General features: G+C 41.0%; 20 protein-coding genes. 3 read left to right on the forward strand and 17 right to left on the reverse strand.

The features are described 5' to 3' along the window. Positions 1 to 2 precede the first annotated feature (2 nt). The 12 genes from MKZ10_RS12755 to nagA all read right to left on the reverse strand — a co-directional run bounded on the left by MKZ10_RS12755 (position 3) and on the right by nagA (position 14,320). Entirely contained in the window at positions 3 to 761 is a 759-nt protein-coding gene (locus MKZ10_RS12755) for a uroporphyrinogen-III synthase (protein WP_342505323.1), read from the reverse strand. After that, the gene (gene hemC, locus MKZ10_RS12760; protein ID WP_342505324.1) at positions 754 to 1,683 is read right to left on the reverse strand and encodes a hydroxymethylbilane synthase; all 930 of its coding nucleotides are present in this window, start codon (positions 1,681 to 1,683) and stop codon (positions 754 to 756) included. Before hemC ends, MKZ10_RS12755 begins: the two co-directional genes overlap by 8 nt. Before the next feature lie 94 nt (positions 1,684 to 1,777). Next, complete coding sequence (gene ccsA / locus MKZ10_RS12765) at positions 1,778 to 2,608, reverse strand: cytochrome c biogenesis protein CcsA (RefSeq protein ID WP_342505325.1); 831 nt, start codon at positions 2,606 to 2,608, stop codon at positions 1,778 to 1,780. A 139-nt stretch (positions 2,609 to 2,747) separates the two neighbouring features. Further along, positions 2,748 to 4,112 (reverse strand): glutamyl-tRNA reductase, encoded by a 1,365-nt coding sequence (hemA, locus tag MKZ10_RS12770; RefSeq protein WP_342505327.1) that lies wholly within the window; start codon positions 4,110 to 4,112, stop codon positions 2,748 to 2,750. Positions 4,113 to 4,361: 249 nt separating this feature from the next. Beyond that, the gene (gene yihA / locus MKZ10_RS12775; RefSeq protein ID WP_342505328.1) at positions 4,362 to 4,943 is read right to left on the reverse strand and encodes a ribosome biogenesis GTP-binding protein YihA/YsxC; all 582 of its coding nucleotides are present in this window, start codon (positions 4,941 to 4,943) and stop codon (positions 4,362 to 4,364) included. Further along, positions 4,940 to 7,264, reverse strand: a complete 2,325-nt coding sequence (lon, locus tag MKZ10_RS12780; RefSeq protein WP_342505329.1) for an endopeptidase La — start codon at positions 7,262 to 7,264, stop codon at positions 4,940 to 4,942. The genes yihA and lon overlap by 4 nt, the downstream gene beginning before the upstream one ends. Positions 7,265 to 7,382: 118 nt before the next feature. Continuing rightward, a complete protein-coding gene (gene clpX, locus MKZ10_RS12785; RefSeq protein WP_342505330.1) occupies positions 7,383 to 8,651 on the reverse strand; it encodes an ATP-dependent protease ATP-binding subunit ClpX in 1,269 nt (422 codons plus the stop codon). Between the two features lie 152 nt (positions 8,652 to 8,803). After that, complete coding sequence (gene tig / locus MKZ10_RS12790) at positions 8,804 to 10,090, reverse strand: trigger factor (RefSeq protein ID WP_342505331.1); 1,287 nt, start codon at positions 10,088 to 10,090, stop codon at positions 8,804 to 8,806. A gap of 258 nt (positions 10,091 to 10,348) precedes the next feature. Next, positions 10,349 to 11,323 (reverse strand): DUF3196 family protein, encoded by a 975-nt coding sequence (locus MKZ10_RS12795; protein WP_342505332.1) that lies wholly within the window; start codon positions 11,321 to 11,323, stop codon positions 10,349 to 10,351. Between the two features lie 313 nt (positions 11,324 to 11,636). Further along, positions 11,637 to 12,368, reverse strand: a complete 732-nt coding sequence (locus MKZ10_RS12800; RefSeq protein ID WP_342505333.1) for an SIS domain-containing protein — start codon at positions 12,366 to 12,368, stop codon at positions 11,637 to 11,639. 60 nt (positions 12,369 to 12,428) lie between these two features. Next, entirely contained in the window at positions 12,429 to 13,157 is a 729-nt protein-coding gene (gene nagB / locus MKZ10_RS12805; RefSeq protein ID WP_342505334.1) for a glucosamine-6-phosphate deaminase, read from the reverse strand. Further along, a complete protein-coding gene (nagA, locus tag MKZ10_RS12810; RefSeq protein WP_342505335.1) occupies positions 13,154 to 14,320 on the reverse strand; it encodes an N-acetylglucosamine-6-phosphate deacetylase in 1,167 nt (388 codons plus the stop codon). Before nagA ends, nagB begins: the two co-directional genes overlap by 4 nt. A gap of 250 nt (positions 14,321 to 14,570) precedes the next feature. Here nagA and MKZ10_RS12815 point away from each other — a divergent pair, with 250 nt between their 5' ends. After that, on the forward strand, positions 14,571 to 14,747 hold the full coding sequence (locus MKZ10_RS12815; RefSeq protein WP_342505336.1) for a hypothetical protein: 177 nt from the start codon (positions 14,571 to 14,573) through the stop codon (positions 14,745 to 14,747). A gap of 78 nt (positions 14,748 to 14,825) precedes the next feature. Here the strand turns inward: MKZ10_RS12815 and MKZ10_RS12820 are convergent, their stop codons facing one another. Next, entirely contained in the window at positions 14,826 to 14,975 is a 150-nt protein-coding gene (locus tag MKZ10_RS12820; RefSeq protein ID WP_342505337.1) for a hypothetical protein, read from the reverse strand. 189 nt (positions 14,976 to 15,164) lie between these two features. Further along, positions 15,165 to 15,923: a hypothetical protein gene (locus MKZ10_RS12825; RefSeq protein ID WP_342505338.1), complete on the reverse strand. Its 759-nt coding sequence runs from the start codon at positions 15,921 to 15,923 to the stop codon at positions 15,165 to 15,167. A 999-nt stretch (positions 15,924 to 16,922) separates the two neighbouring features. Here MKZ10_RS12825 and MKZ10_RS12830 point away from each other — a divergent pair. Then, on the forward strand, positions 16,923 to 18,014 hold the full coding sequence (locus MKZ10_RS12830) for a DUF4236 domain-containing protein (RefSeq protein ID WP_342505339.1): 1,092 nt from the start codon (positions 16,923 to 16,925) through the stop codon (positions 18,012 to 18,014). 2 nt (positions 18,015 to 18,016) lie between these two features. Beyond that, a complete protein-coding gene (locus MKZ10_RS12835) occupies positions 18,017 to 18,760 on the forward strand; it encodes an excalibur calcium-binding domain-containing protein (protein ID WP_342505340.1) in 744 nt (247 codons plus the stop codon). 767 nt (positions 18,761 to 19,527) lie between these two features. On the opposite strand, the gene MKZ10_RS12840 is transcribed toward MKZ10_RS12835, so the two are convergent. Genes MKZ10_RS12840 through rph form a run of 3 tightly spaced genes read right to left on the reverse strand, consistent with a single transcriptional unit; the run spans position 19,528 to position 21,389 of the window. Then, positions 19,528 to 20,022 carry a metallophosphoesterase gene (locus tag MKZ10_RS12840; RefSeq protein WP_342505341.1) on the reverse strand — a complete coding sequence of 165 codons (495 nt, stop codon included), beginning with the start codon at positions 20,020 to 20,022 and terminating at the stop codon, positions 19,528 to 19,530. 6 nt (positions 20,023 to 20,028) lie between these two features. After that, a complete protein-coding gene (locus tag MKZ10_RS12845) occupies positions 20,029 to 20,631 on the reverse strand; it encodes an XTP/dITP diphosphatase (RefSeq protein ID WP_342505342.1) in 603 nt (200 codons plus the stop codon). After that, positions 20,631 to 21,389, reverse strand: coding sequence for a ribonuclease PH (gene rph, locus MKZ10_RS12850; protein ID WP_342505343.1), 759 nt, complete (start codon positions 21,387 to 21,389; stop codon positions 20,631 to 20,633). Before rph ends, MKZ10_RS12845 begins: the two co-directional genes overlap by 1 nt. Positions 21,390 to 21,445: the final 56 nt, after the last annotated feature.

Raw genomic sequence — 21,445 nt, forward strand, 5'->3', positions numbered from 1 at the left:
AGTTATCCTTCCTTCCGTCCCGCCAATTCCTCGACGAGGTCCATTAATGTATATGTATCTGGCTTCACATGAACAGGCGCGCCGACTTCAAAGAGCGCTTTTTCCGTCACATGGCCGATTGCCGCAATCGTATAACCATCCCAACCTACCAAAGGAGCAACTTCCTCAGCAAATACGCTGACCGCCGAGGGGCTTGCGAACAAGACATTTAGTTGCTTGTTCTCGTGCAATAAATCGATAAGTGAGCCAATTGAATCACTAACTTTTTCTGTTGTATAAACCGTCCATTCATCCACCTCAAAAGGTAATTCATCCTTGATGGTGACACCAGCTATTGATCCTCGTAAGAATAATAGACGGCGAATAGCCATTTCATCCGGTTTGAATTCTTTAACGAAGACATCCGCGCTGAACACAGTTGGGATGAAGTCAACAGTAAAACCAAGCTTTTCAAGTGCCTCAGCAGTCCGCGTACCGACTGCTGCAACTTTAGCTGGAATGGTTGCTGACGGAATTGCGTAGCGTTCAAGTTTAGCACCAAATGCAGCCACTGCACTTTGACTCGTAAAAATTAGCCAATCATACGTCGGACAAGCATTTAAACGAAGCTCATCCGTCGACTCTACCAACTCCGCTACTCGAATCAGTGGGAATGATAGCGGTACACCACCATATTGCTTCACACGTTCAAAGACATCTTGTGATTTCGGTGTCCCCGTAAAAATGACCTTTTCCCCTAACAGTGGTTGCCCATTACGCATCCATTTCCGCCTTCACTTTCTCAATCACTTCAGAAGCTCCTTGTGCACGCAATATCTTGGCAACTTCCTTACCTGCTTCAACAGGATCAGCAGCAACAAAAGACTGTTTGAAAATTTGCGTTGCATCCGGGGAAGCAATATAGCCAGTCAATTCAACATTCACACCGTCATATTTTGCAAAGCCTGCAATCGGCACTTGGCATGAACCGTCCATTTCCGACAAGAATGTACGCTCGGCTTCAACTTCTTTCCAAGTTTTATCATCAGAAATTTTCGCAAGTTCTGCAAGCAATTCCTGATCATCTGCACGACATTCGATTGCTAGCGCACCTTGACCAACTGCTGGAATACAATCTTCAACAGAGATTAGTTCCGTTGCGACATCATCGCTCCAGCCAAGTCGCTTCATACCCGCTGCCGCAAGAAGAATCGCATCATATTCACCATCGTGCAATTTCTTCAAACGTGTATCGATATTGCCACGTATCCATTGGATGTCTAAATCCGGACGTAGCAGCAACAACTGCGAGCTGCGTCGTAAACTAGATGTACCGACAACAGCACCTACTGGTAAATCCATAAGTTTGACATGCCCATTTGAAATAAAAGCATCCCGCGCATCTTCACGGGGTGGAATACAGCCAATGACAAGCCCTTCCGGAAGAACTGCTGGCATATCCTTCATACTATGGACAGCAAAATCGATTTCTTTATTGTAAAGCGCTTGCTCAATCTCTTTAACAAACAGCCCTTTTCCCCCTACTTTCGAGAGCATAACATCAAGAATCTGATCACCTTTTGTAACAATTTCCTTCACTTCAAATTCAAACGGTACCCCCGCCGCCTTCATTTGATCAATAAACCAATTCGTTTGAGTCAATGCTAACTTGCTTCTTCTTGAACCTACAATGATTTTCCTCATATAATTTCAATCCAACCTTTCATAATCTAATGGACCTGACGTATTTGGCACAGATTTTCATTGCATGTATGCCAGCAGGCTCAACTATAGTAAGTTAGAGCCAAAAATGGAATGTAGACAATTTGCTTGCTAGGAAAAAATTAATAATAACAAACAAGAACGCAAAGATATTCAGCCAAGCGAAATCGTTTCCTGTCAGCTTGCCACTCCGCCGCAAAAATAATACAGAGCTATAAATCCCCAGAAGAATAAATGATCCCACAATCTTCATATCAAAAAGTGACCAGTCGTCTAGTGCTACTTGTGCCCACTGCATCCCTAAAATTAGGCTAACCAGCAGCAATGGAATGCCAATGTAAATTGAAGCTTTCATACCGATTGTTGTTTGATGCAAGGATGGCAGTCGACTAAATTGTTTTGACCATTTCTTTTTCTTCAAAACTTTATAAACTAACAAATATAAAATCGCAAAGACAAAAGACATTGAGAATGCTGTATAAGATAAAATCGCAAACATAATATGGATAAATAGCAGCTCTGAAACAAGCGTATCCCCTATCGGCGATTGTGCAATCTGCGCCGGAGCAAATGTATGAATGGTCATGAAGCAAAAGCCTATGACATTCAAGAAAAAGACAACATGATCTATCTTGTAAAACAAATGCAACACGATGGATAATGTAATGAGTAGCCACGCATAAAAGTATATCCCCTCAAACAGAGATAAAATCGGAAATCGTTTTGCTTCTATCATAAAGAACACAAGAAATAGCGTTTGCAAAATATAAACTACGGACAAAATCCAGAATGCACTTCGGTGTGCAATCCTATCCTTATTCAAATAATCTATAAAATAAAAGACGAGGCTTACTGCGTACAAGATGACCATCACTTCATGCAGCCTCGCCATCGTCATATCAGCCATGATACCATCTCTACCTTTCCACTTAAAAAACAATAAACATATGGGTGGAGCCAACCACTTACAATTTATATCCTCTTAAAAAAAGAGTATTTTAACACCTACTATACTGCTATAGATGCAAAATACTCCCTAATCCTACTCAATATTGAACATCAGGCTGTGTTATCACTGTTCTTTTTACCTTGCTCTTCAAACGATCATTCGCCTGCGTCGCAAGCAAATCCTTTTCTTTAACAACTTCTTCGTCAATTCCAAAAATTTGCTGGAATAATTCCAGTTTTTCAGTCGCTTTTTTATCCATCACTAACTCTTTTGCCTGTAATATTGGATCCTTCAATAATTGATTGACAATCGACTTTGTATGCTTACTTAATATTTTTTTCTCGCGATCCGTCAAATTCGGCATTTTATTCTCAATACTTGCCATCGTTTCTGATTGAATACGATGTGCTTTTTGACGAAGTGCTGAAATAACAGGAACAACGCCAAGAGTCGCTACCCATTCGTTAAATACGACAATTTCCTGTTCAATCATCAGACCAATTTCTTCGGCAGCATTTTTTCTTTCCGCAAGATTTGCTTCGACAATGTCTTGCAAATCATCAATATCGTAAAGAAAAACATTTGGTAAATCACCGATACGCGGATCTAAATCACGTGGCACCGCAATATCAACCATAAAAATCGGTTTGCCTTTACGTAACCGCTCCGCAAACTGCATCAGTTCATAGTCAATGACGAAACCATTCGCACCTGTTGAGCTAATGAGAACATCAGCCTCAAGAAGTGCACACTGCAATTCTTTCATTGATTTTGCTTGACCACCGAATTTCTCTGCAAGTTCTTCGGCTTTGGACAGTGTCCGATTAATGACAGTCACTTTTCCAACCCCACTGCCATGCAGGTTCTTCACGGCTAACTCGCCCATTTTGCCCGCACCCAGTATCGCAATATTCTTATCGTTAAGGGAACCGAATATTTTTTTACCTAATTCTACGGCAGCATACGAAACGGACACCGCATTTTCACCAATTGCCGTTTCCGTATGCGCTTTTTTCGCAAATGTAACTGCCTGTTTAAAGAGCTCGTTGAAAACAGTTCCTGTCGTCCCAATGTTTTGGCCCTCCAAGAAACTATCGCGTACTTGCCCGAGTATTTGTGTCTCACCAAGCACCATAGAATCGATACCTGCTGATACACGTAACAGATGCTCAATCGCCCCGTCACTTTCTTGGATAATCAAATGCGACGAAAAAGACTCTAATGGTAAATCAAACCATTCAGCCAAAAAGTTTTTTACGTAATAACGTCCTGTATGCAATTGATCGACAACGGCATAAATTTCTGTCCGGTTACATGTCGATATAATGATATTTTCTAATATACTTTTTTGCTGTTGCAATGTTTGCATCGCTTGTGGCAGCTCCGATTCAATAAAAGATAATTTCTCTCTTATCTCAACGGGTGCCGTCCGGTGATTAACACCAACTACGATTGTATACACCAGGTGCCCACACCTTTCACATTCTATTCGTGATTATATTATATCATACGACAATTATTTCTCCTTAATAATTTGTGAACAACGTATGACTATGAACAGTTTTAACAGATAATTTATAATGATTCTAATCTATCTTAGTAGTTATTCCGTCAAAATGCAAAACATCTGCACAGGCTAACGCCTCTAACCTGATAGCAGACAAATAAAAAATCCGAAGATAATGATCACCCTCGGATTTTTCCATATAGCTTACATTCTACTTTCGATTTCTCGCCAAGCTTCTTCCATACCAATCCCTTTTTCAGCTGAAAACATAATAAGGGAATCAAAGCTTCTCATCTGAAGTGTTTCTCGTACAATTTTCAAGTGCTTATCCCATTTCCCTTTTGGAATCTTGTCAGCTTTTGTCGCAACAATAATCGCAGGGATATTATAATTCACCAAAAAGTCGTACATCAAACAATCATCCTTAGTCGGTGGATGACGTAAATCCACAATTTGAATGACAGCACGCAAATGCTCGCGCTCCACCATATATTGTTGGATGAATTTCCCCCATGTTTCACGAGATGACTTCGATACTTTTGCATAGCCATATCCCGGGACATCAACGAAAAATAACTGCTCTTCAATTTTATAAAAATTCAGCGTTTGCGTCTTGCCTGGCTTTGAAGACGTACGAGCAAGACTTTTTCTGCCAATCATCTTATTGATAAATGACGACTTTCCCACATTCGATCGTCCTGCAAGCGCAAACTCTGGGTATCCTTCAGATGGATATTGTTCTGGCCTCACGGCACTCATAATCATTTCAACGTTATGGACTTTCATGTTGAAGATTCCTCCAATGCTATATCGAGAACTTCTTCGGCGTCTGAAACAAGTTTAAAGGTCAACTCTTTCCGAACACTTTCTGGAATATCTTCGATGTCGCGCTCATTTTCACTCGGCAAGATAATTGTCGTCAAGCCAGCACGATGGGCACTTAGTGTTTTCTCTTTCACGCCACCAATCGGTAACACACGGCCGCGTAGCGTAATTTCACCAGTCATACCAACCTCACGACGCACAGGTCGCTTCGTCAACGCTGATACTAGTGCAGTGGCAATTGTTACACCTGCCGATGGACCATCTTTCGGAATTGCGCCTTCCGGAACATGTATATGGATATCATACGATTCATGGAATTTTGGGTCAATCCCAAACTCTTCTGTTTTTGAACGCACATACGATAATGCAGTTTGCGCAGACTCCTTCATCACATCGCCAAGTTTCCCAGTTAGGATCAGTTTTCCTTTCCCAGGTGATAAAGAAACTTCGATTTGCAACGTATCGCCACCCACCTGCGTATAAGCAAGTCCTGTTGCCACACCGATTTGATTCACCGTCTCTGCCTGACCGTAGCGAACTTTCTTTTTGCCGATTAATGATTCAAGCGTTTTCGGACTAACCGTCACACTTTTCTTCTCACCCGTTACAATCTGTTTCGCGGCTTTACGACAAATACCTGCGATTTCACGCTCTAAACCACGCACACCAGCTTCTCGCGTATAATACCTAACAATATCTAGAATCGCTGGATCACTAATACGAACTTGCGACTTCTTTAACCCATGCTCCTTCAACTGTTTCGGAATCAAATGATTTTTCGCAATCGAACATTTCTCAATTTCTGTATAGCCAGCAATCGAAATGATTTCCATCCGATCTCTAAGGGGTCCTGGAATCGCACTCAAATCATTCGCAGTCGCAATGAATAACACATTTGACAAATTATATGGCTCTTCAATGTAATGGTCACTAAAAGAATTATTCTGCTCTGGATCAAGTACCTCAAGCATCGCAGACGATGGATCACCGCGGAAGTCATTTGACATCTTATCGATTTCATCGAGAAGGAAAACAGGATTGATCGTCCCTGCTTTTTTCATGCCTTGAATAATTCGACCAGGCATCGCGCCTACATAGGTCCGTCTATGACCACGTATTTCAGACTCATCACGTACGCCACCTAGCGATATACGAACGAATTTCCTGCCGAGTGATTCAGCAATCGACCGTGCAAGAGACGTTTTCCCGACTCCTGGGGGGCCACCCAAACATAAAATAGGACCGCGCAACGAATTGGTCATTTGTCGAACTGCTAAATATTCCAAAATCCGCTCCTTGACAGTTTCCAATCCATCATGATCACGGTTTAAAATCTCCTCTGAACGATTAATATCCAGCTGATCTTTCGAGGCATCAGACCAAGGTAAAGAAACCAACCAATCAATGTAATTTCGGATAATACCACTTTCAGCTGCAGCGGATGGAATCTTTTCATACCTGTCAAGCTCACGCAACGCCGCTTCCTTGACCCCTTCCGGCATATTCACTTCCTCAATCCGTTCAGTTAACTCCGCAACTTCCAGACCTTTTCCGTCCTTATCGCCAAGTTCAGTTTGAATGGCCTTCATCTGCTCGCGCAAATAAAATTCCTTTTGCGTTCTCTCCATCGCTTCCTTGACACGCTCATTAATCTTGCGTTCAAGGTTCAGTACTTCTTGCTCATTGTAAAGCCTTGTAATCAACCATTCCAGACGTTCATTAACATCGGTCATTTCAAGAACTTCCTGCTTCGCGATTAGTTTAAGCGGCAAATGAGAAGCCACCATATCTGCCAATCTTCCCGGCTCCGCAATGGCAGCGACCGAATCATACGTTTCTTTCGTTACTTTCTTAGAAATCTTCGAGTATTTCTTGAAATATGTAAGCAACGTCCGCATCAGGGCTTCTGATTCAGCATCTTTTTCCTCATCATCTGGGTAGCCCATCACTTCAACGATCGGATACAGATCTGCTTCTTCGTAATTCGACCACTCTGCACGCTCTACCCCTTCAATGAGTACCCGATACGTACCATTCGGTAGCTGCGTCAATGACTTTACTAAAGCCAGCGTACCAACTTCATACAGGTCCTCCGGCTCGGGGTTTTCAATACTGATATCCTTTTGTGTTGCTAGAAAAATCAGATTGTCCTGCGCAATCGCATGTTCAATTGCAAAAACAGAACGTTCTCTTCCCACATCAATATGTAAAATAAGTGATGGGTAGACGAGTAACCCACGTAACGGTAGTACTGGTATGTTTGTTCTCTTATTTGTTGTCATGTGGAAGTCACCTCCATGAGTTATGTATAACTAGACATTATAGTATGTGGAAAAAAAAGCTGACGACCGATGAGCGCATTTGTACGCGCGTCGTCGGAGTCAGCTCAACCTTCAGGCGTTACGCCGAATTTTTCTCAGGATCCAAGTCGACAGAAGAACCGTCTTCCCTTAACAGGATAGGTGTTGATTCTCCAGTGACAGAACCTTTTGTAATGACACATTCCGTTACTTCTTCTAAAGAAGGCAGTTCGTACATTACATCTAACATAATATTTTCGATAATAGAACGCAATCCACGAGCACCTGTTTTTCGTTCAATCGCCTCTTTGGCAATTTCTAGTAATGCATCATCTTCAAAACGAAGAGCTACATCATCAAGTTCAAACATCTTCTGATATTGCTTAACAATTGCATTTTTAGGAATCGTTAAGATTTGACGAAGCGTGTCTTCGCTCAACTGTTCCAACGTAGCGATAACAGGTAAGCGGCCGATGAACTCCGGTATCAAGCCAAAACGTTGAAGATCTTCTGGGATCAATCTCGCAAGCAGGGATTGGTCTTCTTTCAATACCTTCTTCTGCTCTGTACCAAAACCAATGACCTTTTGCCCGATGCGACGTTTAATAATATCTTCGATTCCATCGAAAGCTCCCCCTACGATAAAGAGGATATTCGTTGTATCGATTTGGATAAATTCTTGATGTGGATGCTTACGCCCACCCTGTGGCGGTACGCTCGCAACAGTTCCTTCAAGAATTTTAAGAAGTGCCTGTTGGACACCTTCACCTGATACATCACGTGTAATCGATGCATTTTCGGATTTACGGGCGACTTTATCGATTTCATCGATATAAATAATCCCTTTTTCTGCACGATCAACATCATAATCAGCCGCTTGAATCAGTTTTAACAAAATGTTTTCAACATCTTCTCCGACATACCCTGCCTCTGTCAATGATGTAGCATCTGCAATCGCAAATGGAACATCAAGGATTCTTGCAAGTGTTTGAGCAAGTAATGTTTTACCGCTTCCAGTAGGTCCGATTAGAACGATATTAGATTTCGACAGCTCCACATCATCAATCTTACTGTTCGAATTAACACGCTTATAATGGTTATAGACAGCAACTGCCAAAGATTTTTTTGCACGATCCTGCCCAATCAAATAATCATTGAGTATGCTTTGTATTTCTTTCGGTTTTGGAACGTCTTTCAATTCGAAACCTTCTTCGAGTCCGACTTCCTCTTCAACGATTTCCGCACAAAGTTCAACACATTCATCACAAATATAGACGCCTTGCCCAGCGACTAGCTTACGAACCTGCTCCTGGGATTTCCCGCAAAAAGAACAGTTGAAGTTATCTTTTTCATCGTTAAATTTGAACATTATGCTCACCCCTATTCAAGTGACAATCTTACAAGATTCCCCGATTATAATCAACTAATTAGAATTTGTACCACTATGTAAGAAAGTATATTTTTTATCTTTCTATGAAAAACAAGGTACGGTCTTCCGTACCTTGTCCTTATTCCACATTATTATTCAGTAATTTTTGCGTTTTCAACAAGAAACTCAACTGTGTTATTGAAACGAAGATCATTTTCAAGAACTTTAGTTCCACCAAGTGTCTTCTTGATTTGCTCAATTTCCATGCCAAATTGTTCAGACATTTTTTCAAGCTCAGCGTTGATATCTTCTTCTGTTACTTCGATATTTTCCGCTGCCCCAATTGCTTCAAGCACTAATGAAACGCGGACGCGGTTTAGTGCATCGTCTTTCATCTGTTCGCGAAGAGCTTCTTCGTTTTGACCTGAGAATTGGAAGTAAAGCTCCATGTTCATACCTTGCTGTTGAAGGCGTTGTCCGAATTCGTCCATCATACGATCCGTTTCAGATGTGATCATCACTTCTGGAATGTCGATTTCTGCATTGCGTGCAGCTGCTTCAACAAGATCGTCACGAAGTGCTGTTTCAGAAGCAGATTTCTTATCGTCCGCTGTTCTTTCTTTCAACTTCGTACGCAATGCTTCAAGGCTATCAACTTCTTCATCGATTTCTTTTGCCAATTCATCATCAAGTGCCGGAATTTCTTTTGCTTTAATTTCATGTACTTTCACTTTGAATACTGCTGGTTGGCCTGCAAGCTCTGCCGCATGGTATTCTTCAGGGAATGTAATTTCGATGTCTTTGTCTTCGCCTATTTTCATACCAACCATTTGCTCTTCAAAGCCAGGGATAAATGAGTTAGAACCAATTTCAAGCTCATATTGCTCAGCTTTACCGCCTTCGAATGCTTCGCCATTCGCAAATCCTTCAAAGTCAAGCTTCACTGTATCACCGTTTTCGACAGCGCCATCTTCTTTAATTACCAATTCAGCGAATGCTTTTTGGCTTTCTTGAAGTTGTTCTTCGATTTCTTCATCTGTTACTGTCGTTTCTTGACGTGTCGCTTCAAGACCTTTGTAGTCTCCAAGTTTCACTTCTGGTTTCAATGTAATAACCGCTTTGAAAATAAGCGCTTTGCCTTTTTCCATTTGCTCGACATCAATTTCAGGGCGGTCAATTGGTTCAACATCCGCTTCTTCGATTGCTTTTGCGTAAGCTTCTGGAAGGATGAAGTCAAGTGCATCATTGTAAAGTGATTCTACACCGTACATTTTTTCAAACATCGGACGTGGCATTTTACCTTTACGGAATCCAGGTGCTTGAACTTGTTTTACAACTTTTTTAAAAGCTTTGTCAATACCTGCTGTTACTTCTTCAGCTGGAACCTCAACTGTTAGTGTACCTGTATTACCTTCGTGTTTTTCCCATTTAACTGACATAATTAAATACCTCCGAATCATTTTGGCCAATATGTTTTCGTACTTATATACTCATTGACAACCCTTACAGTATATCATAGTCTTTGCATCTTTCAACAGATTTAATTTGATTCAACAGAAGTCTCTCACTTCTATTTAAGTCGCGGGATGAATGGTAAATATGCATTCAATCTAAGTCGACTTTCAAACCCTATTGAATCAAATTAAAGGATGTCACAGATTTTCGATTTAGCTCGAAAAAATCTGGACGCAATTACTTTACAAATCATCCAAATCACTATCGACTTGTTGGATCAGTTTGTATAATTCTGTCTCCGGCAATGAGTCCCCCGAAAACAAGCTTTCTATGTAGTTGACATATGCGACAGCCACTTCATAGGCTGAGTATTCACCCCAACCGAACGGAAATGCAGTAATAGCGAACTTTTCAATCAAACCACGCGCCATTTCTAAACGCGACGGATCTTTGAGTAACAGCTTCTCTATCTCCTCAAGCACATCACCAGTTAAATCATCGTGACCAGGCAATGTCATTTCAGGAAGATTAATCGTCAGCTCCCGACCAAATTTCCGCACAGTGATGTCCTCCGTATAGCCCGCTTCGTACAATAGCGCTAGCGCAAACGAAATAACGAGCGGCGCAATATCTTCCTGCTCGGCAATGGCTACTAACTGCGGAATCATTTCCGACAAATCCAGCCCTTCAATAGAAGCAAGTGCATACTGCTGTTGCATTTTGTCCATCGCATTGAATTCCTCCAATGTGAAAGACTTAACAGATTGAGTCTGGTCTTCCTCAAAATAGCGGTTGGATAACCGACCGTTCAATTCACGTAAATAATTAAATTTTTGTAGCATTTCCTTTGGAACAATTCCCTCGCCAATCAACGTATCTATTGTCATTTCAACTTCCTCATATTCCTGCAATTGAATACTAATCGTTAAATAGAGCTCCATCGCATCAATATAATCCGTTGCCCCACTATGCAGCAGCCTTGCTGCAATTTCCTTCGCACGCTCAAACTCTTTTATTTCATAAAGGGCAACAGCGTATGGGCCAAGAAATTCAGGGTAATCAGGCTCATACAAAATAGCCTGGTCAAATACACTGACTGCTTCATCGAAATTCGACTGTTCCACAGAGACCAGCCCTTGTTCAACAAGTTTTTCATATGTACCCGGGAAGACAATTACATTTTCCGTTTTCCGAATTCTTCCGTATTTCCTACGCACCACGCTCACCTTCTTTCATCATACTACTCACTATAGCATAGCAATTTCCATTTTGAAATTGATACAATCGAACAAGAAAACGCCACTCGCTTGTGACGAGGGCGCTGATTGTTCCTATTATCAATCACGCCTCGGCGTGATTGCGTCCAGATTTTTAATTGAGCTTGAGGCCCACAGGAAGTTGGTCATGCAGTTGTTGCGACAGGACGTCGCGAACTTAGACTGCCTTCTTTATAACTCCCTTCAAAATCTGTGACATCCGCCGGAGGCTTAACTTAATTCAGTAGGGGGTTGGACCCCCTGCTGAATTAAGTTAAAAGTGAATACGATTAGAATATTTTGCGATCATTCGCTCGTTATGAGCTGCGCTTCCATCTATATTGCTACTTTTAAAGACAGGTGGTTCCTGACCATCGGCAATCATAATCTCCATTACACGGTTAAAGGTTGCGTGAAGAAGTAAGTTTGCCATAATACTAGAAGCTGGACCATAGAGCAGCTCACCGGATGTCAAAAGTCCATCTCCGAGTGGCACATGCGTATTTAACTGATCTTCCACAGCATCCTCCAGCCGCTTGCCTGATGGATGTCTAGAAGGCTGAATAGCTGCGTCATAATAAAGCGATTGAATGGAAACGGTATACGCTCCACTCTGTCTCGCCTTATTTGCCACATCAATCGGTACTGGATTACGACCCGAAGTCGAAATAACAATTACTGTATCATCTGGACGAAAATCGAGTTGGTCTTCAAATGTTTGTATAAACGCAGCATCCTTCTCATGCGCAGAAGCTTTTGTCGCTCCTTTATGTAGCATAAGAGATTCGATAAAAATCGGTTGTACAGGCACTAAACCACCCGCGCGAAAATAAGATTCTTCTGCAATCAAATGCGAATGCCCACAGCCAAACAACTGAATAATACCGCCACGTTCAAGACGTTTCGCAATTTCAACCGCTACTTTTTCAATCGTTTGCTGTTCCTCACTCGAAACTTCTTGCATCAACGTGTCAATGCCTTCAAAATATGGATTCACTGTACTCATACCCCCTAACTTCACTTATGGGACTTATAACAATCCGCTCAAAACATAGGCTGATTGAAATCAGACTAAGCTATAGGCGTCTTTATCAACAATTAGCGTTACATCATCATGATTCCATAAATAAGAAGCTGGGAAATCTTGTGAGATTTCTTTGCTCAACAATTGCTTCACAGCTTCCGCTTTGCTTGTTCCTGAAGCAATCAAAACGATTTTTTTGCTTTTCAATATAGATTTAATACCTGTAGTGACAGCATGTGTTGGCACATCATCAATTGACGGGAAGAAACGTGCATTACTTTCACGAGTAGATGCCACTAGTTCAACGACATGCGTCAAGCTTTCCGGATCTGTTCCCGGCTCATTAAAGCCAATATGTCCATTTGTACCGATTCCAAGAATTTGCAAATTAATTGGACCGACACTGTCAATAATTTCTTCATAACGCACACATTCCTCTTCTGGCGACACAGCCATTCCATTCGGCACATACGTATTGTCAATCGCAATATCAATGTGGTTGAATAGGTTTTCAGCCATAAATGTATGGTAACTTTCTGAATGGTCTGTTGGCAAACCAATATACTCATCTAGATTAATCGTATTCACATTTTTATAAGATACGCCACGTGTTTTAACACCCTCGATTAAGCTTTTATACATTCCGACTGGTGTTGAACCTGTTGCTAGCCCAAGAACAGATTGAGCGTTTTCAAGAACCTGTGCCTCTACTAATTGAGCTGCCTGTGCACTTGCTTCATCATAATTATCAAATACTAATACTTTCATCATAGTTCCTCCTTTGAATATGTGAGATTCCCTCTACAAATGGTCAACTGAACATTCCAGTCCTCGTCGACGATTGTAAGGTCCGCATCTTTGCCCGGCTCAATCTTCCCTTTATTGACAAGACCGAGTTGGTTTGCAGCATTGGTAGATGTCATAGCAACGAGTTCGGCCAATGTACAATTCGTCATGGCCTTCATGTTTTTCGCTGCATTCTCCATCGTTAAAATACTACCCGCAAGCGTGCCATCTGGCAAACGTGCGTCGTTATGCGTCACTTCTACGTCTTGCCCACCTAAATCATACGTTCCAGGCGGCAAACCTTTCGCGCGCATCGCATCTGTAATGAGTATAATACGACTAGCCCCTTTTTGACGATACGCCAAATTTACTGCTTTTGGGTGACTATGAATCCCATCGACGATCAATTCAACCATTGCCGTATCCTCTAAAAAAGCTCCTCCGACAACACCAGGCTCCCGATGATGGAATGGACTCATCTGATTGTACAGATGTGTAATATGGTTTGCCCCAGCCTCAACTGCACTATGAACAATGTCAGAAGTCGCATCCGTATGACCTAGAGACGCAACAACACCACTCTTTGTCACTTCTTCAATAAACGCAAGCCCATTTTCCAGTTCTGGCGCAACCGTCACAAGTTTAATACGATTGCCACTGAGTGCTTGCCATTTGTTAAAGAGTTCCGACGAAGGTGCAATCATATGTTCAACCGGCTGTGCACCTGCTCTTTTTGTCGATACAAAAGGTCCCTCCAGATGAACCCCTAGCATTTCAGCTTGCGTTTCATCCGCAGTAAAAAGACTCGCATTATGTAACGCAGCGGAAATAGCTTCATCTGACTGCGTCATCGTCGTCGCTAAAAAACTCGTAGTCCCTTCACGCGGTAGCGCACTTGCAAACCCGTTCAATGCTTCGGTCGTTGCATCCATTGTATCGAAGCTAGACGCCCCATGAATATGTACATCTATAAACCCAGGAACCACAGTCCAATTTTTACCCGCCGCATCAATATGAACATCTGCCACTTTGGCAATGGAAGCCGCGACCTCTTTAATTTTACCATCTTCTACAAAGACATCACCTGTAAAATGTGAATTTTTTGCATCTGCAATCGTAATATTTGAAATTAATAACGATTTACCCACTAGATTTCCCTCCTAATGACAAACCAGAAAAATGCTCATAGCATTCCCTAGTTTGATGTCGATTATTATAAAACGTCACTTTCACTATACACCTTGTTAGACTGGCTATCTAGCAAGACCATTTGAATGTTATGTACAATGCAAAGTAACTGATTATCTACTCAAGATGGCGGAGCGAATTGTCGCGATAGCGGAATAATTGAAACTTTTAACTAAGCATTACGTATATACTTAAAAAGGAGTGATTGTTATGCATTGGATTTTCTGGGGTTCCATTGTAGCTTTTCTCGTAGTCATCAATCTTGTGGATTTTTTAACTGGGCGGAAATATAATTTTAGCGAACAGGAAGAATCATTGAATCAGAACATAGCGAAAGCCGGTGCCCAACGAGAAGTGGGACGTTTCGATCACCATAATATGCCTTAAATTATGATTGAAATGAAAAAAGAACTTCAAATAAGAAAAACATAGGGAGATTTTAGTCTTCCTATGTTTTCATTCATATTATTTATCTGTTTGATTTTGTTTTTTTTTCAAATACTCCGCACGTATTTTTTCAAGTTGCTGCTTTTTATCAAATTTGGCCGGCTTGTTTTTTTCATGATACTTTGCTACAGCCATATGTCCTTTGCTATCCAATTGATATTTCCCCACTTTGTTCACCTACTTTTCTTGTCTTTAAAGAGAATTTATTCAACCAATATAATATACCTTATTTTACTGAAGTGTTAACACTATTCTGTTCATCAACTTTTATAATTTTACATTTTCAAAATAAATGTTTCGAGTAATTTTTTATTTCATCACACTTAAATAAAGATCTAACGAATCATTTACTAGTGATTACTGCTGTTTCTCAACAATTAATCGTCCTTTTTTCTGGTCGATGTTCAACATGAATTCTTTACCATTTTCGAGAATTCCCGTGATGGTTTCTCTTTCATAGCGTTTATCTACATAAATGAATAAATAGCCATCCTCTTCAAGAACAACGAATCCTTCACGCTCCCCCAGTTCTAAACCCAATAAGCTAAAGCTTGCTTTCGAGTAATTATAAAAAGCAATTGCCGGCATCTCATCAATAGTTAGTGCAAAGGCTGTTAGCTCACCATTAATCCATTCATCTTCCTTTGTTACATCTGCGATATCTTTATCCAACGTATAGGTTTCTCCATAAAAAAACTCGATTTTCCGCCAAAGTTCTTGCTGTGCTGGATAGCCAAGATTTGACCAAGTTAATATTTGTGTCACTTGTCCTTTTCTATCGACACGTAACGTCACACCCATCGTCGGTGTCTCAACATCATTAACATTAAACTCCCCCACACTATATCCTTTTTCATAATGCTCAGGTGAAACACTGTACTCCTTATCCGGATACTTTTCTGTGAGATATTCCATAACTTGTTCATATCGCTTAGCATGCGTGTTCACCTTTAAAGTAGGATAGTATATAAAGTATCCTATATACCCAATGACAAGCACAGCGGTTAATGCAATTGCAAACTTAATTCTTTTTCTAAAAATAAACCAAAAGACTACGATCGCAACAATCACCGCGGCTCCTATTAATAAAAAAGAAATAATTTCACTTGGACTCATGTGATGCCTCCTCGGATTCTCTTATAATTATTCAACTGAAAAGGGCCCATTGGCGGAAGTTTGACTTTCGCATAACAACTGTGCCATTGAACTTCCATAAGAAGCTAAAAAGTGGTACATCTTATCATTCAGAGGTAAAACTATGTCAGGGTGATACATTTCATTACCTGACATCACATAGATATCTCTACAGTCAAAGTTCGAAGCTACTTAGCATAGTAAAAGATAGTATTCACTTTAAGGCTCAAAACAATGCGGCAATTATTTACTCAAGGGCAGTACCTTTTAATATACAATGTCTATCTTTTTACAACGTCAACTGCTGGTCTCCTTTCACCACTTTCAATCATTCCGTTGAATTGTCTTAAAATATTTGCACCGGATAGACCTGCAACGTCTTGATGCAGGTATCTCAACTTGCTCCTCTTACCTATAAGAAGCGCTTTCAAATCTTCGATTGTGATATATTTTCAAACAATAGTTGCATCTAATTACACACGCAACTAATAGTTATATCAAGCATTAAAAGCAACTTATAGTTACTTTCAATAAATTTCAATACACACGACCACATGTTGCTGTATAATGAATACAAATATATTAGTAGAAGCGGATATTTTAAATGTTCCCGAAAAGGTTGAAACAATTACGAGTTAGTAAAGAATAGTCGAACAAACGAATACCGTGATTGTTGCTCGCCAGAGGAATAATTTATCGGCAGATAAAGATTTTGAAGCCTTTGCCAACAATCCAGAATCGGGGCGCTGGTATAAGGACCTGTCGAACTCTAAAGAAGAGGATCTCGAAGCGTTGAAGCAGATACGGTAGATTATTATGAGATATAAGAAGGAATATTAAAAACATTTTTAAAACATGAGACTACACTTACACGGTTATACAACCGTGTTTATTTTTAATAGTTAATTAGGTATATTTAATCACATCATTAAATAATTCTAATTATCCTATTTAAAACCAGGTAATTCCAAAGGGGGATGATTGCAATGGGGGATGATTGCAATGGGGTTGGGTTTCAGAAAGAGTATAAAGATTGGTAAGGGAGTTAGGCTCAATGTAAGCAAACGTGGTATAGGTTTGAGCGCTGGCGTTAAGGGGTTTAGAATTGGGACCGGACCGTCTGGTTCACGAATGAGGGCTACTGTACCAGGGACTGGTGTTTATTATGAAAAACGCCTAGGGGCAAAAACAACTTCTAAAAACAACTCTTCGCATGTTGTTAACCAAACAAACACAAACTTGAACTTGAGCAATGAAGTTCCTAACTATGAAAAACGGGTTGAAACTATTTCAAATATGCACAAAATGCCAGTGAATAGAATTGACTGGATTCAATTATCGAACACCTCCCCTCCTTTTCCCGAAAACGCAATTGGTCCAAACGAGGAGCAAGTACTAGGAAAACTAAAAAAATTCAAGCCGTCCATGATGGACAAGCTATTTTCACGTGTAGAAGCTAGAAAGGAAATTATCCACGAGGAAAGGTTAGATGCAGTTAAAGTAGATACTGAACTCTTCAATGATTGGCAAAGCTCGACACAACTTGCAAAAAAAGTACTTAAAAAGGAACGACAAGCCCTGATGGATGCTTTGGTAAAATTCCCGCCTTATCAATATCATTTAGCATTGGGTAGTCGAGTTTCAGCCTATACTACAACGGACAACAATGTTATTAATATTGAATTCAACATCAATTCAAATGTTGTTATCCCAGACGAAATAAAAACTTTGACTAAAACAGGAAAGGTATCTACTCGTAAAATGGGTGTCACCCGTTTCAATGAATTATTAAATTTATATGTTACAGGTGGCGCAATAGCGATTGCCAAGGAAACCTTTGCTACGCTACCAGTAAGCACTGTAAATGTCCACTGCATTGATGCAATTATAAATCCATCAACTGGTATCAAGGAAAATAATGTCTTATTATCAGTTGTTTTCGATAAAAAACAATTGGACATTATCATCTATGACCACATTAATCCAGAAGAAACAATCAAACTTTTCCGTCATAATATGAACTTTTTGAAAACAAAAGGTTTTCAATCTGTCGAAAGAATAGAAGGTGACTAATCTTGAAGTATTTATTGGGATGTTTAGGTGGAATCATAGCATTAGCTGTTGGTATAGCAATAATTCAAATGATTTTTAGTAATATTGTCGGAGTCATTGGTTTGGCTTTAATTATTTGGGCAATCTATCAATGGCGAACAAATCGGAAATTGAACGTCAGATCTAAAGTTCCAATGATTATTATTGCCATCGGCTTACTGATAATGTCTATTGGATTTGCTTCTAAATCTAATGATGTCGCTAAGGAAGAAATCAAAAAAGTAGAAGAGGAAGCACGAGGAGCAGAAGAACAAGCCGCCGTTGAGGAAGCGACAAGGCTAGAAGAGGAACACTCTGCTGCCGAGGAAGCGAAAAGGTTGGAAGAGGAACAGGCTGCCGAAGAAGCGAAAAGATTGGAAGAGGAGCAGGTTGCTGCTGAGGAAGCAAAAAGATTGGAAGAGGAGCAGGTTGCTGCTGAGGAAGCAAAAAGATTGGAAGAGGAGCAGGCTGCTGCTGAGGAAGCAAAAAGATTGGAAGAGGAGCAGGCTGCTGCCGAGGAAGCAAAAAGGTTAGAAGAGGAACAAGCCAGAATCAAGAAGCAAGAGGAAGAAAAAAAGATAGAAACCACTTCTACACCGGTCGAGTCTGAGTGGTTCAAAAACTGTACAGAACTCCGCACGAAATACCCTAGCGGAGTGGCCTCGGATCATCCTGCCTATCAATCGAAGATGGATCGTGACAAAGATGGTTGGGCATGCGAAAGATAAATTTTGAAACAATCGTGCTAATTAGATTGATCGTCTAAAAAGTAATTTGAACATAACCAAACACACGGGAGGAATGGGTAAAAATCCCCTCCTTTTTTTGGTTCTCCCCTTATAAGTTCCATTTATATCTACGCCCATATAGTACACTTCCAACCTACTATTAAAATCACAGTTTTCATAGTTAATAGTTAACTCTTTTTTGTGTAACAACTTTTAAATACCTAATCGAATACACACAAAATAAAAAGCGCTTCAAATCCTTATGTATCAAGGATTCAAAGCACTTCTTTCTTTTCTTAAAAATGACCATTTTCACACTTCAAACGTCCCAGGAGGGATTCGAACCCCCGACCGACGGCTTAGCTTACCACTATGGCTTTCGCCACCAGCAATTACTGTTTGTAGTCTGGACTATAACTTCACCATTTCAGGTGCGACACGTTTAGTCTCTACGGAACCTCACGATAATCAGTTGATTATGCTTCGGAATTTCTACCTCCGATATTATCGGACCTTTGAATTTCCTTGATCTTGATTATGTATAATAAAGATCGTAAGTTTCCTCGGTATTGCCATCAGCATGATCTGTTAAGGTTTCACCGATACGGTGTCGTCCACTTTACAAGTTTTGTTTCCCTGTAAAGGCTCCTATTGTTGAAGGCCGTTGCTCTATCCAGCTGAGCTACTGAGACATGCGCTTAAAGACGTTCTATCCTTAAGGACAAGCTTTAGTATAGATTCTATCACAACAAAAGTCAACGCTATTTTTAAATATTTTTTATTTCTTTTTCATCAACCGTTTCATGCAACATATTTTTAAATAATACACGCACTGTTTCGTCCCAATCCACGACGGCATACGTCGCCTTTTTGCCGCCACGAGGCTGAACAGTGCTTCCCGGATTTAGAAATAAAATGCCGTCCTTCATCTCCGCCCCACACAAATGAGAGTGGCCAAACAGTACAACATCAGCGCCAAGCTCTTTCGCGCTATAATAAAGACCCATCAGCGATGACCTCACATCATGCTCATGACCGTGAACCGCTAAAACTTTTTTCCCCTGCACCTCCACTAACACTGAAGACGGGAATTGGCGATCATAGTCACAGTTACCACGAACTCTATGCATATTATGCAATACCGGATCATCAAATGACAATTCACTATCTCCGCAATGAAAAATAGCATCCGCAGGTAATGCAGAAACGGCTTTCACCGTTTCCTTATCTCCATGCGAATCACTCATGACAACTAGTTTCACTTGTGATCACCTTCCTTCTATGAATTGGGGTAGCTTTACTTTCAACTTTTCCAGTGCCGCTCCGCGATGTGAAATCAAACTCTTCTCCTCAGGCGACAATTCAGCCATCATACGCTCCTGCTGCGACACATAAAAAATCGGGTCATAGCCAAAGCCATTTGTACCCTTGCGTTCCGTGTGAATCAGACCTTCGCAGCTGCCCGAAAAAGTCTCTGTTTCAATGCCAGGGCCCGCAACGGCAAGCACACAACGGAAGCGAGCTGTACGATCTTCTGTAGGCACCTCCACAAGCTCGTTAAGCACTTTATCGATATTGGCATCATCACTCTTCTCGGTACCCGCATAACGCGCAGAATAAACCCCAGGAGCTCCGTCTAAAGCGTCGACTTCTAACCCACTATCATCTGCAATGACAATCTTGCCAAGCATGCGAGCAACCGTTTCAGCTTTCAAAATCGCATTTTCCTCAAACGTGACACCCGTTTCCTCAACGTCAATCGCCTCGTCCAAATCATTCAACGTCAATACGCGTACACCAAATGGTTCAAACAGCGCCTCAAAGTCCTTTGCTTTTCCAGCATTATTTGTTGCAATTAAAACTTCCTTCATTATTTACCCTCTTCTTTCTTGCCAATCAGTTTAGCAATTGATCCAAGAGCTGCCGATTGCACCGCAAATAACTGCTGGATACCTTTTTCAGCAAGTGTCACAAGCCCATTCATTTCATCGCGTGTAAATGTAGACTCCTCACCTGTTCCTTGCAGCTCCACAAACGCACCTGCACCTGTCATCACAACATTCATATCAACGGCTGCGGAAGAATCTTCCACATAATCGAGGTCGAGGATTAGCTCACCTTCTGTCGTCTTTCCAACACTCGTTGCCGCTAGGAAATCAGCAATTGGGAAAACAGCCAATCCTTTCGCTTCATGCAATTTAGCAACTGCCATCGTCATTGCTACAAATGCACCTGTAATCGAAGCTGTGCGTGTTCCACCATCCGCTTGAATGACATCACAGTCAATCCAAACCGTCCGCTCACCAAGCGCTTCTAAATTCATCACCGCACGCAGTGCACGTCCAATGAGACGCTGGATTTCCATCGTGCGTCCACCAACTTTACCTTTTGAAGACTCGCGCTGCGTCCGCTGTCCAGTAGCACGTGGCAACATGGAATATTCCGCCGTTACCCAACCTTTGCCGCTACCCCGTAAAAAGTGTGGAACTCTCTCTTCTATCGTAGCCGTACAAATTACTTTTGTATTTCCAACTGAAATTAATACAGATCCCTCGGGATGCATTAAATAATCCGATTCAATTGTTACTGGCCTGTTCTTGTCAGCCACTCTTCCATCATGTCTCGTCATTTAAACCCTCCACCATTCAGTTTGCGCATTCATCTTATCATAACCTATTTCACATG

Origin of the sequence: Sporosarcina sp. FSL K6-2383, assembly GCF_038618305.1 — a bacterium.
GTDB lineage: Bacteria > Bacillota > Bacilli > Bacillales_A > Planococcaceae > Sporosarcina.

What these genes read in the sequence shown, in the direction of transcription:
- MKZ10_RS12755 (WP_342505323.1), bottom strand. Translation starts at nt 761, where the DNA reads ATGCGTAATGGGCAACCACTGTTAGGGGAAAAGGTCATTTTTACGGGG.
- hemC (WP_342505324.1), bottom strand. Translation starts at nt 1,683, where the DNA reads ATGAGGAAAATCATTGTAGGTTCAAGAAGAAGCAAGTTAGCATTGACT.
- ccsA (WP_342505325.1), bottom strand. Translation starts at nt 2,608, where the DNA reads ATGGCTGATATGACGATGGCGAGGCTGCATGAAGTGATGGTCATCTTG.
- yihA (WP_342505328.1), bottom strand. Translation starts at nt 4,943, where the DNA reads ATGAAAGTCCATAACGTTGAAATGATTATGAGTGCCGTGAGGCCAGAA.
- lon (WP_342505329.1), bottom strand. Translation starts at nt 7,264, where the DNA reads ATGACAACAAATAAGAGAACAAACATACCAGTACTACCGTTACGTGGG.
- clpX (WP_342505330.1), bottom strand. Translation starts at nt 8,651, where the DNA reads ATGTTCAAATTTAACGATGAAAAAGATAACTTCAACTGTTCTTTTTGC.
- tig (WP_342505331.1), bottom strand. Translation starts at nt 10,090, where the DNA reads ATGTCAGTTAAATGGGAAAAACACGAAGGTAATACAGGTACACTAACA.
- MKZ10_RS12800 (WP_342505333.1), bottom strand. Translation starts at nt 12,368, where the DNA reads ATGAGTACAGTGAATCCATATTTTGAAGGCATTGACACGTTGATGCAA.
- nagB (WP_342505334.1), bottom strand. Translation starts at nt 13,157, where the DNA reads ATGATGAAAGTATTAGTATTTGATAATTATGATGAAGCAAGTGCACAG.
- MKZ10_RS12815 (WP_342505336.1), top strand. Translation starts at nt 14,571, where the DNA reads ATGCATTGGATTTTCTGGGGTTCCATTGTAGCTTTTCTCGTAGTCATC.
- MKZ10_RS12825 (WP_342505338.1), bottom strand. Translation starts at nt 15,923, where the DNA reads ATGAGTCCAAGTGAAATTATTTCTTTTTTATTAATAGGAGCCGCGGTG.
- MKZ10_RS12845 (WP_342505342.1), bottom strand. Translation starts at nt 20,631, where the DNA reads ATGAAGGAAGTTTTAATTGCAACAAATAATGCTGGAAAAGCAAAGGAC.
- rph (WP_342505343.1), bottom strand. Translation starts at nt 21,389, where the DNA reads ATGACGAGACATGATGGAAGAGTGGCTGACAAGAACAGGCCAGTAACA.